The sequence below is a fragment of the Nocardia sp. CNS-044 genome, assembly GCF_059570515.1.
On record NZ_JCANSX010000008.1, the window covers coordinates 355,088 to 368,335 of the forward strand.

At 69.5% G+C, this 13,248-nt stretch carries 13 protein-coding genes; 8 read left to right on the forward strand and 5 right to left on the reverse strand.

Annotated features, from left to right (window positions below):
• The first annotated feature begins 122 nt into the window (after nt 1-122).
• On the forward strand, nt 123-386 hold the full coding sequence (locus T333_RS20825; protein ID WP_067779444.1) for a cold shock domain-containing protein: 264 nt from the start codon (nt 123-125) through the stop codon (nt 384-386).
• A 345-nt stretch (nt 387-731) separates the two neighbouring features.
• Here the strand turns inward: T333_RS20825 and T333_RS20830 are convergent, their stop codons facing one another.
• From T333_RS20830 to T333_RS20845, 4 genes are all read right to left on the reverse strand, one after another.
• Nucleotides 732-1,202, reverse strand: coding sequence for a transcriptional regulator (locus tag T333_RS20830; RefSeq protein ID WP_357256378.1), 471 nt, complete (start codon nt 1,200-1,202; stop codon nt 732-734).
• Nucleotides 1,203-1,335: 133 nt separating this feature from the next.
• On the reverse strand, nt 1,336-2,145 hold the full coding sequence (locus T333_RS20835; RefSeq protein WP_355003005.1) for a VOC family protein: 810 nt from the start codon (nt 2,143-2,145) through the stop codon (nt 1,336-1,338).
• Nucleotides 2,146-2,312: 167 nt separating this feature from the next.
• The gene (locus tag T333_RS20840) at nt 2,313-3,380 is read right to left on the reverse strand and encodes an alpha/beta hydrolase (RefSeq protein ID WP_357256379.1); all 1,068 of its coding nucleotides are present in this window, start codon (nt 3,378-3,380) and stop codon (nt 2,313-2,315) included.
• A gap of 108 nt (nt 3,381-3,488) precedes the next feature.
• The gene (locus tag T333_RS20845) at nt 3,489-4,361 is read right to left on the reverse strand and encodes a LysR family transcriptional regulator (RefSeq protein WP_496425538.1); all 873 of its coding nucleotides are present in this window, start codon (nt 4,359-4,361) and stop codon (nt 3,489-3,491) included.
• 60 nt (nt 4,362-4,421) lie between these two features.
• On the opposite strand from T333_RS20845, the gene T333_RS20850 reads away from it, so the two are divergent.
• Entirely contained in the window at nt 4,422-5,417 is a 996-nt protein-coding gene (locus tag T333_RS20850) for an aldo/keto reductase (protein ID WP_355003002.1), read from the forward strand.
• A 269-nt stretch (nt 5,418-5,686) separates the two neighbouring features.
• Nucleotides 5,687-7,150: a hypothetical protein gene (locus T333_RS20855; protein WP_496425539.1), complete on the forward strand. Its 1,464-nt coding sequence runs from the start codon at nt 5,687-5,689 to the stop codon at nt 7,148-7,150.
• Nucleotides 7,151-7,154: 4 nt separating this feature from the next.
• Here T333_RS20855 and T333_RS20860 read toward each other — a convergent pair whose 3' ends face one another.
• Complete coding sequence (locus T333_RS20860) at nt 7,155-8,138, reverse strand: TIGR03557 family F420-dependent LLM class oxidoreductase (protein ID WP_496425540.1); 984 nt, start codon at nt 8,136-8,138, stop codon at nt 7,155-7,157.
• A 301-nt stretch (nt 8,139-8,439) separates the two neighbouring features.
• Between T333_RS20860 and T333_RS20865 the strand changes: the two genes are divergently transcribed.
• From T333_RS20865 to T333_RS20885, 5 genes are all read left to right on the forward strand, one after another.
• The gene (locus tag T333_RS20865) at nt 8,440-9,441 is read left to right on the forward strand and encodes a glycosyltransferase (protein ID WP_496425541.1); all 1,002 of its coding nucleotides are present in this window, start codon (nt 8,440-8,442) and stop codon (nt 9,439-9,441) included.
• 91 nt (nt 9,442-9,532) lie between these two features.
• A complete protein-coding gene (locus tag T333_RS20870) occupies nt 9,533-10,549 on the forward strand; it encodes an iron-containing redox enzyme family protein (protein WP_496425542.1) in 1,017 nt (338 codons plus the stop codon).
• On the forward strand, nt 10,518-11,234 hold the full coding sequence (locus T333_RS20875) for a HemK2/MTQ2 family protein methyltransferase (protein WP_357256383.1): 717 nt from the start codon (nt 10,518-10,520) through the stop codon (nt 11,232-11,234). Before T333_RS20870 ends, T333_RS20875 begins: the two co-directional genes overlap by 32 nt.
• Entirely contained in the window at nt 11,212-11,421 is a 210-nt protein-coding gene (locus T333_RS20880; protein WP_496425543.1) for a CDGSH iron-sulfur domain-containing protein, read from the forward strand. Before T333_RS20875 ends, T333_RS20880 begins: the two co-directional genes overlap by 23 nt.
• Before the next feature lie 38 nt (nt 11,422-11,459).
• Nucleotides 11,460-13,247 (forward strand): thiamine pyrophosphate-requiring protein, encoded by a 1,788-nt coding sequence (locus T333_RS20885; protein ID WP_357256384.1) that lies wholly within the window; start codon nt 11,460-11,462, stop codon nt 13,245-13,247.
• The last annotated feature ends 1 nt before the right edge of the window (nt 13,248 follow it).

Consider the following 13,248-nt stretch of genomic DNA (forward strand, 5'->3'; position numbering starts at 1 on the left):
GACGTTACCGGCGCACGCTCGCCTCGGCCATCGATCCGGTCGCTGTTTCGATCGCGGTGGATCGGGAAATCGGCGTGCACTGGCTGCTCGTAGGGGGCGGCTCGGACCCGGAGGTGATGCCGATGACGCCTGCACGGTCGGGAACGGCGAGCTGGTCGCGCGGGAGGGTGGCGTGGTTCGACGCACCGAAAGGGTTCGGTTTCATCGAACCCGCGTCGGATCCACGCGCATTGGTGTACGTAGACTATTCGAGTATCGAGATGGTCGGCTATCGCACCCTCGTGGAGGGGCAGCCGGTCGCGTTCATCCGATCGCGGGAGCGGCCCGAGGCCGTTGTCGTGCGTGTGCTGGCCGAGGGCGTCCGCAAGGGACGAGTGGCGGCCTGAACACGGTCGCGGGCGGGTCGGCGGTTGCCGCCGACCCGCCCGCGACCGTGTGCGATATCCACTGCGGCAAGGAATGCGGAGCGACGTGGCCGACCCGGCGGCACGTCGGTATATCCGGTCGGGCACCTCGGCAGATCCGGTCGATCGCTTCGCGTCAGGGGCGGGCCGGTCCGCCGGACGTGGTCCTCGCCGTTGAGGTCCGTCGTCGCCGTTGACGATGCCGGTAGTGGACAGCCTGTCCCTGTCGTCGTGCCGGGCCGCTGACCAGGCCCTCATCCTGCGCCAGTTGCCGACATAGGGGTCATACCCCGTGCGCGGCAAACGAATCGCGCGCGAGGCACGTTGTCAATGCGCGCAGTCCGGCGGAGTGTCCGGTAGGTCCTCGGCGCGCCGGAAGCCGATCGCCATGGCGATCAGCAGATCCTGGGACTCCGCGGACAGATCGCAGGCGGCGCGGGTCAGCCTGCGCAGCTTCGCGTCGAGCAACTGTTCGACGATCCCGCGGTCGCCGGGGTGGTCGGCGCCGGATGTGCTCGCCAGCAAACCGACCGGGCAGGTGTCGAAGAAGTCGGCGAGCGCGCGCACCGTGCGGACGGTCGGCGGCGTGCGCGTGCCGTTGCGCAAGCGCGCCACATACCGTGGCGAGATGGGATGACCCGCCGCGGTGAGCGCGCGGGCCACCTCCGCGTTGCTGTAGCGCCGACGGAACCCCGGCGGTCGGGCGCTGTCGAACAGCCGGTTCAACCGCTCGGCGAACTCCGATGCCTCGCTGGCGGAGACGCGAGCCCGGTCGCTGATCTCGATGCGGCCAACCAACTCTGGATACCTCCGGTGAGTGTTCCTCCTGGTAGCGGCTGTGGCGCTCGGGATGGTACTCAGCGAAGACCGGTGCCCGGGGCCGACACGCCGCGCCGCCGGGCCCGTCCTGATCTCACCGCGGTGTGTGCTCTCAGCTCGGCGTCGGCGGCTCGCCGACCTTGCGGGTCGGGTCGATGACGGCGAACACCTCGCCCTGCTGCCCTTGCAGCACACCCATCCTGCCGAACGGACTGTCGTCGGGACCGGCCAGCACCGTGGCTCCGAGTTCGGCCGCTTTGGCCAGCGACGCGTCGGCGTCGTCCACCTGGAACCACACCAGCCAGTGCGGCGGCGCCTCGACCTGCCGGCCTTTCGTGTCGTCGTTGATGCCGCCGACGACTTCTCCGCCCGACGGGAGGGTGAAGGTCGCGTAGTCGAAGTTCTGGCCGTCGCCGATCTCCTGGTAGTCGTAGCCGAACACCGCCTCGTAGAACCGCTGCGCATCCCGGTAGCCGGGGGTATGCAGCTCGTTCCAGCAGTACGCGCCGTGCTCGTTGTAGATACGGGCGCCGGTGTGGGCCTTGGACTCCCACACGCCGAAGGCGGCCCCCGTCGGGTCGGTGGCGACGAACATGCGGCCGAACTCGAGCACGTCGAACGGCGGCATCATGACGGTGCCGCCCGCTGCGGTCACCTTCCGCGCCATCTCGTCCGCGCTGTCGGCGGCGAAGTAGGTCGTCCACACCGAGGGCATCGCCATGTTCTCCGGCTTGGGTCCGATGCCCGCCGCCGACGATCCCTTGCGCGAGGCCATCAGATAGCCGCCGGCTTCCGGCGGGGAGTCGTCGATCTCCCAGCCGAACAGCGCCGAGTAGAACTCACTGGCCCGGCCGGGGTCGTCGACCTGGCAGTCGACCCAGCACGGCGTGCCCTGCGGCCAAGCGGTGTCCCGAGTAGGCATATCCGTTCCTCCTACCTGATCGAAGATCGCGAGTGGATGTTCAGCATTGCCTTGGCAACCGTCGATCAACCACGGTAGACCTATCCGTCGCGGCGGCTGGCACGAATGCCAGGGAGATCACCGAGACAGGCTGCGGCGGTTGCCGGGCGCCGAGGCGAGCCGACGGCTCACGCGGGCAGTTCCAAGCCGCGCGCCAGCACCGGCCACGAGGCCTTCAGCGCGTCGAGCCAGTAACCCCAGGAATGCGTTCCCGTCGGCGGGAAGTCGTAGGTCGCCGGTATGCCGAGCGAGTTCAGCTTGGCCTGCAGATTGTGGCTGCAGTAGTTGACGCCCGCCTCGATCACACCGCCGGTGAGCACCTGACTCGCCAGCCCGTCCAGGCCGGGCAGCGCGTACGGGCCGTTGAGCATGTCGTAGCGGCCGGGCAGGCCGCTGCCGCTGGAGATGAAAAGCTCCACTCCGCGCAGCTTCTCGGCGTTCACGTACGGGTCGTTGGCCGCCCACATCGGATCGTCCTGGGGGCCGTACATGTTGTCGGTGTTGCCGCCGCCCCACACTCCGACGGACAGGTTGACGAAGGAATATCCGATCGGATCGCTGATCTGCGCGCACCCGCTGTAGGCCGCCGCCGCGCGAAACAGTCCGGGCGCGGCGATCGGCAGTTGCAGCACCGAGGTGCCCGAAGTCGACAGTCCGGCAATGGCATTGAGTCCGTTGGTACCCAGGGCGCCGTCGATCACCGGCGGCAGCTCCTCGGTGAAGAAGGTCTTCCACTTGTGCACGCCGAGCACCGGATCCGGCGCCCGCCAATCGGTGTAGTAACTCCACGCGCCACCGATCGGCTGAATCACGTTGACGTCCTTGGTGCCGAGGAACTGCAGCGCCTCCGGGGTGCGGTGATCCCAGTTCGCGGTGCCCTCGCCGCCGTCGGCGCCGGAGAGCAGATACAGCGTCGGGCGCGGCTCCGAGGTGTCGGCCGGGCGCTGCACGGTGATGGTGATCGGACGGCCCATCGCCGCCGAGTAGACGCTCAGCGTCAGGTTGCGGTCGTCCTCGATGGTGAAATCGACGATGCGCGAACCATCCGGCGCCACGGGACGCGCGAGCAGGGCGCCGCTCGCCATGATCGGATCGCTGGTCTCGGCGCGCGCCGCGCCAGGGAAGAGCGTGGTGAGTATCGCCGCGGCGGCCGCCGCCAGCGCGATCGCGGGCCTGCCGAGCGCTGGCCGCTCCATGGTGTACCTCCGTGACTCGTTCGGGTCCGTCGCACACTGCCAGGCACACCGTACTGGGTCGGCAATCCCTCGGCTATCGCGACGCGGCCGTTCCGCACGTCCCGTGAGTCAGGGCCCGGTCAGGCAATCCACGAACAGCGCGGTGGCCGACCGGGTGTCGTCGCCGCGCCAGGCGACGGCCAGCTCGGCGGGCTCGAGTCCGTCGACCGGGCGAAATACCAAGCCGGGCCGTCGATAGAGGTCGGCGTTGCCCGCCGCGACCAGGGCGACGCCCAGCCCGGAGACGATCGCCTCGAATGTCTCGTCCGCCCCGGAGGCCTCGGCGCCGACGCGGACCGGGTGCCCGTCGCGCGCGTCGATCGCCAGCCAGTGATCGCGCAGCGGCCCGGCGGCGCGCGGCAGCGCGACGAACGGTTCGTCGAGCAGATCGGTGAACGCGACCGTCGGGTGGTCGGCGAGCGGGTGCCCCTCGGGAAGCATCACGCCGCGCGATTCGCGACGCAGGACCCGGGTGCGCAGTCCGTCGAGCGGGATCGGCAGCCAGACGATGCCGACATCGCTGGAGGCGTCGGCGAGCCCCGCCGTCGGATCGGACCAGCCGACCAGGCGCAGCGAGACGGTCCAGTCCGGCGCCGCCGCACGGAACCGGGAGATGGCGCGGCGCTGCAGATCCCGCCCCACCGCGGTCTGCATGCCGACCACCAGGGTCCGCGGGCGGCCGATCGCCTGGGCGCGCGGGTAGGCGCGGTCCCAGAGCTCCAGCATCTCGCGTGCGGTCGGCAGCAACTCGGCGCCCTGCGCGGTGAGCGTGACGCCGCGCGGCGTGCGTTCGAAGAGTTCGAAGCCGAGGCGGCGCTCCAGCGCTCGGATCTGTTTGGACAGCGCGGGTTGCGAGACGAAGACCCGCGCCGCGGCCCTGGTGAAGTTGGCCTCCTCCGCCACCGCGATCAGGTAGCGCAGATCCCGCAGGTCGACGTCCATAACGTTTGGTTATACCAACATGACTTGGACGGCAGGGTGCACTTCGGCGAGAGTGGTGCCATGACCAAGATCCCCGTGCGCCATCTCGGCGAAATCCCGGTTTCCGCAGTCGGTTTCGGCGCGATGGTGCTCTCGCCCGGCATGTACGGAGCGATCGACGACGACCGCGCCCTCGCCGCGCTGCGCCACGCCGTCGACCACGGCGCCACGCTCATCGACACCAGCGACGGCTACGGCGCCGACGGCCACAACGAACAACTGATCGGGCGCGCGATCCGCGGTCGCCGCGACGAACTCACCATCGCCACCAAATTCGGCTTCCGCGTTCCGGAAGGCGCCGCGGCGCACACGTTCCCGGTCGGCTTCGCGTTCGGCGAGCTCGCCGTCAACGCCGAGCCGCGTTACGTGCGCGGATACGCCGAGCAGAGCCTGCGCAACCTCGGCACCGACGTGATCGATCTGTACTACCCGCATTTCCCCGATCCCGAGGTGCCGATCGAGGAGACCGCGGGCGCGGTAGGCGAACTGGTGGCCGACGGCCTCGTGCGCTACCTCGGCCTGTCCAACGTCACCGCCGAACAGTTGCGGCGCGCGCACGCGGCGCACCCGGTCCAGGTGGTGCAGGCGGAATGGTCGATGTGGCGTCCGATCGACCCCGAATTGCTCGCGGCGGCTCGGGAATTGGGCGTCGGCGTTGTCGCGTGGAGTCCGCTGGGCGCGGGTTTCCTCACCGGAACGGTCGATCGGGTCGGCGCCGACGATTTCCGCGCCAACTTGCCCCGTTTCGACGCCGCCAATCTCGCCGCGAACAACGACTCCTACGCCGCGCTGCAGGCAATCGCGACCGAACTCGGCATCAGCCGAAGCCAATTGGCGCTCGCCTGGCTGCTGCACCAGGATCCGCACGTGGTGCCGATTCCGGGCAGTCGCACCCCCGCGCACATCGAGGACAACCTGTTCGCGGCGAATATCGGCCTGCACGCCGACACCCTGCGTCGCATCGAGCAGGTGCTCGACGGCGCGGAGGCGGTGGGGGCGACGTTGCTGGAGAGCTGACTCGGCGGGGAACCGGTGCGCGTCGATCTGTCCCGATCCGGACGGATCGACGCGTCCCGACAAGCCCTCTGTCGGAACTGGAGTCGGCGAATCCGCGTGATCGGTTTCCGCCTCCGCTATACAGTGTGTCGCGCACGGCGCGCCGCCCGAATCCGCGACGCGGCAAATCTATAGTTTTGCTCGCAACGATGCATCGACTATGAATGTGGGGTGCTGTTCACACTCGTGATCACTTGCCTGCCATCGGATCTCCACGGTCGGAGGTCGATTTGACCATAGAGCACCCCATCGAGGACGAGGTCACGCAGCTGGCGCGGCGGGTCGAAAAGGCCCGCGGACGGCTGGCCTATCAGTTCGACCCGGCTCTCACCGAGGCGCTGTCCGAGGACGAACTACACGCCGAACGCGAACTCGCCGAGCGAATTCGCGAACAGGATCGTGGGCAGCGTTGGAAAGAGGTGCAGGCCGCAGCGGTCGCCTCCGACCGCGCGCGGCACACGGCGGAGGAAATCGCGAAGGCCGATATGCGAGATTTGTTGCTCGCCCGCAAGGCGATCGCCGCGCAGCGGCGCGAATCCAGTCCGCACGCCAAGCTCGCCTCGCTGTACCGGCACCGCGCCTGGTCGCTACGCGCGCTGGCGGGCGTTGTCGGCGCGGGCATGCTGTGGTCCGCGGTGAACGTGCAGCACAACATCGCCCCCGGCGGCCCGAGCGACCCGCTCTACTGGTTCAGCTATCTGCTGGAAGGGATGATCAGCGTCTGTCTGATCATCATCATGATCGGCACCAACAAGGTGGCCGAGTGGGGCGTCATCGACAATCGCCGCCAAGTCGCCGCCGCCGAAATGGCGCTGCTCGCGTTGACCGTCGGCCTCAACACCTACCCGTACCTGCGCTCCGGCCAGTGGTATGAAGTGGCCGTGCACGCCATCGCCCCCGTGATGATCGGTGTGGCCCTGCTGATTCACGATGCCGCGAGCGCGCGGTACGGCCTCGCCATCCACCGGGCCACCGAGCAAGTGCGCGATCTGCCCGATCCGGCCGAACAGATGCGGGCCAGCTTGTCCGCGTTGGTCCGGCGCGAGAGTCTCGCCGTAGTCGCGGAGCGACCGGTGCCCGCGCCGCGACCCGAGCCGGAAGTCGTCGAGGAGCACTACGCGGAGGTCGAGGTCGAGGAGATCGACGCTCCGGAGGTCGCGCCCGAGGACGTGCCGCCCGCGCCGGCCGAGAAGCGCCGCGCGCCCGCCGAACCCGCGCAGCCCGCCACGAACGGCACCAACGGTAAGGCCCCCGAGAAGGCCGAGCCGAGGCAGGCCGAAAAGCCCGCGGCGGCGGTCGCGGTGGACAAGCCGGTCGTCGAGCCCGCCCCGGCGCGCACGCCGGAGCCGGTGGCCGCCAAAGTAGTCGTCCGCCAGACGCCCCCGCCGCCGCCGACCAAGCCGATCGAGATCGACAAGCCCGTCGCGGCGCGCCCGGCCGCCGAGAGCTCGTCGATCAAGATGAGCACGAAGGACTCCCGCATCGCGAAGGACTCGCGCAACGCGAAAGACTCGCGCAACGCCAAGGACTCCCGCAAGGCGGCTCCGCCGGATCCGGACGGCGCCTACCACGAGGTGGTTCGCTCGTCGGGGATCTACGACACCGGGCAGTTCCGCATCGCCGAGGCGCTCGAACAGGAACTCGCCGAGATGCAGGAGGCGCGCAGGCGGGCGCGCACCGGCAGGCAGCGCTGACCGCTCAGTTCGGGCTCGCGGCCGGGGTGAGCGAACCGCGCAGCCGCTGATCGAGCTCGTCGCGATAGAACTCGAGGAAGCCGTCCGGATCCGGTCCGGCGTTCTGCAACACGAGATGGTCGAATCCCGCGTCGGTGTAGGCGCGGACGGCTTCCACGTAGCGTTCCGGGTCGGAGCCGCAGGTGAAGTGGTCGCGGATGTCCTCCTCGCGGACCGTGGCGCTCGCGGCGGCGAAGTTGACCGGGTTGGGTAGCTCGCTCATGACCTTCCATCCGGTGAGCGCCCAGCGGGTCGTCTCCAGCGCCGCCTGCGCACCGGTGTGTTCGTCGGGCGCCCAGGCCAGCGGCACCTCGGCGTAGCGCGGCCCGTCGCCGCCGTGCTCGCGGTACTGCCGGACGATCGAGGGGTCGGCGTCGGTGGCGAACAGGCCGTCGCCGAGTTCGGCGGCCAGCTCGGCCGATGCGGCCCCGCCCGCCGCGACCGCGATCGCCGGAAGCCGCTCGGGCAGGTCGAAGATCCTGGCGTCCGAGAGATGCAGGTACTTGCCCGAATACGACTGATAGCCGCCGCTCCAGAGCAACCGGATGATCTCGAGCGCTTCGCGCAGCATCTCGTGGCGCACCCGCACCGAGTCCGGGAACTCGAGGCCGACGATGTGCTCGTTGAGCCGTTCGCCCGACCCGACGCCGAGCGTGAAGCGTCCGTCGGAGATCAGCGCCATGGTGGCGGCGGCCTGGGCCACGATCGCGGGGTGGTAGCGCAGGATCGGACAGGTGACGCCGGTGGCCAGGCCGATGCGGTCGGTACGCGCCGCGATGGCGCCGAGCACCGTCCAGGCGAACGGCGAGTGGCCCTGGTTGTCCAGCCAGGGATGGAAGTGGTCGCTGATCTCGACGAAGTCGAAACCCGCGCGCTCGGCTTGCACGGCCTGGCGGATCAGTTCGGCGGGACCGAAACCCTCTGCCGCCAGCTTGTATCCGATCTGCATCGCTACCTCCTTGCCGGGTGGTGTCGCCGGTCGATCACCGACCGGCTACCCCCGCCCGCCTCCGGCAAACGACAGCGCGAGTCCACCCGCCAGTGGAATGTGCTCCAGGTTTGCCGGGCGCACGGCCGGGTAGATCCGCATCGTCGCACGTCACCGCAGATCCGCCGGGAGGTCCGATGTACGGTCTCGCGCAATGGACACCGGGGCTCGGCGGCCCGGACCTGGTGTGGTTCGCCATGGCGTATCCGCGCCGACCTCGGCCTCTGCCAGCTCGGGGACCTTGCACGCACCGGGGGGCCGCGTGATCGGTTACTACATCCACCACCACGGCTCGGGACATCTCGTCCGCGCTCGCCGCATCAGCGCCTGTCTAGCGCAGCCGGTCACGGCGCTGTCCTCGCTGGCACTCTCCGACGACGAGATCTTCGACGACGTCGTGCGCCTGCCCGTCGGCAACCTCCCCGCGACGGTCCGCGATCCCACCGCGTCGGGCGTTCTGCACTGGGCGCCGCGACACGATCGCGGTCAGGCCGAGCGGATGGCGGCGGTCGCGGCGTGGCTCGCGGCGACGCGGCCGGACGCGCTGGTGGTGGACGTGTCGGTGGAGGTGGCGCTGCTGGCCCGCCTGCACGGGGTTCCCGTCGTCTACATGGCGCTGCCCGGCGCCCGTACCGATCCCGCCCACCAGCTGGTGCACCGCATCGCCGAACGCCTGATCGCGGCGTGGCCGCGCGAACTCTACGATCCGTCGTGGCTGCGCCCGTACACGGACAAGACCCGCTATGTCGGCGGCATCACCCGATTCGACGGCCGCCCCCCGCTGTTCGCGGCACGCGACGACCGCCCGACGGTGCTGGTCGTCGGCGGCGCGGGCGGTGCGGCGTTCACGGCGGGGATGGTGCGCGCCTGCGCCCTGCGTCACCATCAATATCGTTGGCGCACAATCGCATTGGGTGACTGGGTGGACGACCCGTGGCCGGAGCTGTGCCGGGCCGACGTGATCGTGACGCACGCCGGGCAGGGTGCGATCGCCGATGTCGCTGCCGCGGGCAAACCCGCCGTGGTGGTGCCCGCGCCGCGCCCGTTCGACGAACAACTGGCCACCGCGCGCGCACTCGCGTCGGCGGGCATGGCGCTGACGCTCGACCGCTGGCCCGATATCGAGGACTGGCCCGGCTTGCTCGCCCGAGCCCGCGAGCTGGACACCGGACGCTGGCGCGCGTGGCAGACCCGTGGCGCCGGGGTGCGCGCGGCCGCGGCGATCGCCGAGGTCGTCGCCGAGCGGCTGCGGTCCGCCTCGTGAGAACCGCCTCCGCGGCCTGATCGACCAGGAGCCAGGCGGGCTCACTCGGAAGCCGGGCGATAACCCGGCGCGAGCGGGGTAAACCACCAGCATGACAGCGACCATGGTCCCGAAAGCCCAGCCCATGCCCGAGCCGCGCGGCGAGCTGTCCGCGGCGGTGGTCGAACTCCTGCACGGCACGCCGGGACAGTCCGTACCGGGGGCCGGGTCGACGGACCCGTTCGACGAGGATCTGCTTCTCGCCCTGCACACCTGCTACGAGTTGCACTACTACGGGTTCGCGGAGGTTCATCCCGGCTGGGAGTGGGACCCCGGCCTGCTCGGGTTGCGTGCCGAGATGGAACAGCGGCTGCTGCGCGGGCTGCGCGACGCCGTCCCCGGCGGGACCGATCTGGAAGGGGAACTCGAACAGCTGCTCGTGACACCGGTCGAGGCGAGCGGGCCGAGCCAGTTCCTGCTCGATCGCGGCGAGTGGTGGCAGATGCGCGAGTACCTGGTGCACCGCTCGCTCTACCACCACAAAGAGGCCGATCCGTACGCATGGGCCATTCCGCGGCTGCGCGGTCAGGCTAAAGCGTCGCTGGTCGCGGTCGAGTTCGACGAGTTCGGCGGCGGGCGCGGCGAACGGGTGCACGCCGAGCTGTACGCGAAGCTGATGGCCGCGGCGGGCCTGAATCCGGACTATCTGCACTATCTGGACGTGATTCCGGCGCCGATGTTCGCCCTGATGGACACGATCTCGCTGTTCGGACTGCACCGTGAATTGCGCGGGGCGCTCGTCGGTCATTTCGCGACCGTGGAGATCAGCTCGCCGCCGGGGGCGCGGCGGATGGTGGAGGCGCTGCGCCGCCTCGACGCCGATCCCGCCTGCACGCTGTTCTACCGCGAGCACGTCGAAGCCGACGCGGTGCACGAACAGGTCATGCGCCGCGACGTGATCGGCGACCTGCTCGCCAAGGAGCCCGAGTTGACCGAATCGGTGGTGTTCGGCATTCAGGCCACGAACCTGCTGGAAGACCGGTTCGCCGAGCATGTGCTGGGCTGCTGGGAGGCGGGACGCGGTTCGCTGCGCGACGGTGAGCCGGGTTCTGCCGGACCGCACGATTAATTCGGCTCATTCCGGCTATCCGGCGTACGTGATGTTGATTCGCCCGCCCTGGGTCTACCGCCCGCAAACGGATACCTGGTTGTTGGCCATGGCGCTGTCCGAGGCGGGCATTCCGCGCGGTGGGCACGTGCTGGACGTGTGCACGGGAAGCGGGGCGTTGGCCATCGCGGCCGCGCGCGGTGGCGCCAGGGCGGTCACCGCCGTGGATATCTCCCGCTCCGCGGCGGCGTCGGCGTGGCTGAACTGTCGGATCCGGGGGATCGGGGCCGAGGTGATCCGCGGCGACTTCAGCCGCGCGCTGCGCGGACGCCGCTTCGATCTCGTTCTCGCCAATCCGCCCTACGTCCCAGCGCCCGCGGGCGCTGGCCACCACGGGGCGGCGCGCGCGTGGAACGCGGGTGTGTCCGGGCGCGGTGCGCTCGACCGGCTGTGCCGGATGATGCCGGATCTGCTGAAACCCCGAGGCGCGGCGCTGGTCGTGCACTCGATGCTGTCCGATCCGGACAGCACGCTGATTCAATTACGTGACACCGGTTTGAAAGCCGCGATCGTGGCCCGCCACACCGTTCCCTTCGGGCCAGTGCTGCGCGGGCGCGCCGACTGGCTCGCTTCGATCGGACTCATCGAACCCGGCCAGGACAAGGAAGATCTGGTGGTGATCCGTGCCGATCGAATCCGAAAATGAGCGCAGGCGAGTCACTTTCACCGACGACGGGCCCGTTCTCGTCGAGGGTCCGGTGGAGCTCGTGACCGCCGACGGGAAGACGATCCGCTGCGACCGCTTCCAGGTCGCAATCTGCCTGTGCCGCCGTTCCAAGACCTATCCCTTGTGTGACACCAGCCACCGCAAGCACCGCCGCGCCACCGCCTGAGGACGGATCCCGACAGCGACGCACCGACAGGAGGAACCATGGGTCAACAGGTCGGCGACTACGTCGTGCGACGACTGCGCGAATGGGGTGTCCAGCAGGTCTTCGGATATCCCGGTGACGGCATCAACGGCTTGGTCGCCGCATTCGGGCGAGCCGACGACGACCCCGCGTTCATCCAGGCCAGGCACGAGGAGATGTCGGCGTTCGAGGCCACCGGCTACGCCAAGTTCAGCGGCAACGCCGGTGTCTGCACCGCCACCTCGGGGCCGGGCGCGATCCATCTGCTGAACGGCCTCTACGACGCCAAACTCGATCACGTGCCGGTGGTGGCGATCGTCGGGCAAACCGCGCGCAGCGCGATGGGCGGCAGCTACCAGCAGGAAGTGGATCTGCAAAACCTGTTCCAGGACGTCGCCGAGTACGTGGTCGAGGTCAATGTCGCCAGTCAGTTGCCCAACGCGCTCGACCGCGCCTTCCGCGTCGCCATCACGCGGCGCGCGCCGACGGCGGTGATCATCCCCTCCGATCTCCAGGAGGAGGAGTACGAGCCACCCGAGCACGCCTTCAAGCAGGTGCCCTCCAGCCCGCCGGGCGCGCTGCCGCCCGCGCGAGTGATCCCTGCGAGTGACCAGATCCGGCGCGCCGCGGAGATCCTCGACGCCGGATCGCGGGTCGCGATCCTGATCGGCCAGGGCGCGCGCTCGGCCGCCGCGGAGGTCGTGGAGATCGCCGACCGCACCGGCGCGGGCGTGGCGAAGGCGCTGCTCGGCAAGGACGTGCTCCCCGACGATCTGCCGTTCGTCACCGGGCCGATCGGATTGCTCGGCAGCAGGCCGAGTTACGAGCTGATGCGCGATTGCGACACCCTGCTCATCGTCGGCTCCAGCTTCCCCTACTCGCAGTTCCTGCCCGAGTTCGGTCAGGCGCGTGCGGTGCAGATCGATATCGACGGCACGATGATCGGCATGCGGTACCCCACCGAGGTGAATCTGGTGGGCGACGCGAAATCCACATTGGCCGAGCTGATTCCGCTGATCCAGCGCAAGACCGATCGGTCGTGGCGGGAGAAGGTGGAGAAGAACGTGGCCCGCTGGTGGGAGACGCTCGAACGGCAGTCGATGCTGGACGCGCAGCCGCTCAACCCCATGCGCGTGGTCTGGGAACTGTCCCAACGCATTCCCGAGAACGCCATAGTCACGGCGGATTCGGGCTCCTCGACCAACTGGTATGCCCGGTGCCTGCGCTTCCGCGGCCAGATGCGTGGCTCGCTGTCCGGGACGCTCGCGACGATGGGTCCTGGCGTCCCGTACGCCATCGGCGCGAAGTTCGCCCACCCGGACCGGCCCGCGATCGCGCTGGTCGGCGACGGCGCGATGCAGATGAACGGGCTCGCCGAGCTGCTCACCATCGCCCGCTACCGGCGCCGCTGGTCGGATCCGCGGCTGATCGTCTGCGTCTTCCACAACAACGACCTCAACCAGGTCACCTGGGAGCTGCGCGCGATGGGCGGCGCGCCGAAATTCGAGGAGTCGCAATCGCTTCCGGAGGTCTCCTACGCGGAGGTCGCCCGGGTCATGGGGTTGGCCGCGATCACCGTCGAGGCGCCAGAGGATCTGGGCCCCGCCTGGGATCGCGCGCTGAACGCCGACTGTCCGGTGGTGCTCGACGTGCTGTGCGATCCCGAGGTGCCGCCCATCCCGCCGCACGCCACCTGGGAGCAGTTGAAGGACACCGCCGAAGCCGTACTGCGCGGTGATCCCGATGCCAGGCGCTTCATCACCCAGGGCATGAAAGCCAAAGCGCAGGAATTCATCAGGAGGAGTTGAG

What these genes read in the sequence shown, in the direction of transcription:
- T333_RS20825 (WP_067779444.1), top strand. Translation starts at nt 123, where the DNA reads ATGACGCCTGCACGGTCGGGAACGGCGAGCTGGTCGCGCGGGAGGGTG.
- T333_RS20840 (WP_357256379.1), bottom strand. Translation starts at nt 3,380, where the DNA reads ATGGAGCGGCCAGCGCTCGGCAGGCCCGCGATCGCGCTGGCGGCGGCC.
- T333_RS20850 (WP_355003002.1), top strand. Translation starts at nt 4,422, where the DNA reads ATGACCAAGATCCCCGTGCGCCATCTCGGCGAAATCCCGGTTTCCGCA.
- T333_RS20835 (WP_355003005.1), bottom strand. Translation starts at nt 2,145, where the DNA reads ATGCCTACTCGGGACACCGCTTGGCCGCAGGGCACGCCGTGCTGGGTC.
- T333_RS20885 (WP_357256384.1), top strand. Translation starts at nt 11,460, where the DNA reads ATGGGTCAACAGGTCGGCGACTACGTCGTGCGACGACTGCGCGAATGG.
- T333_RS20870 (WP_496425542.1), top strand. Translation starts at nt 9,533, where the DNA reads ATGACAGCGACCATGGTCCCGAAAGCCCAGCCCATGCCCGAGCCGCGC.
- T333_RS20845 (WP_496425538.1), bottom strand. Translation starts at nt 4,361, where the DNA reads ATGGACGTCGACCTGCGGGATCTGCGCTACCTGATCGCGGTGGCGGAG.
- T333_RS20860 (WP_496425540.1), bottom strand. Translation starts at nt 8,138, where the DNA reads ATGCAGATCGGATACAAGCTGGCGGCAGAGGGTTTCGGTCCCGCCGAA.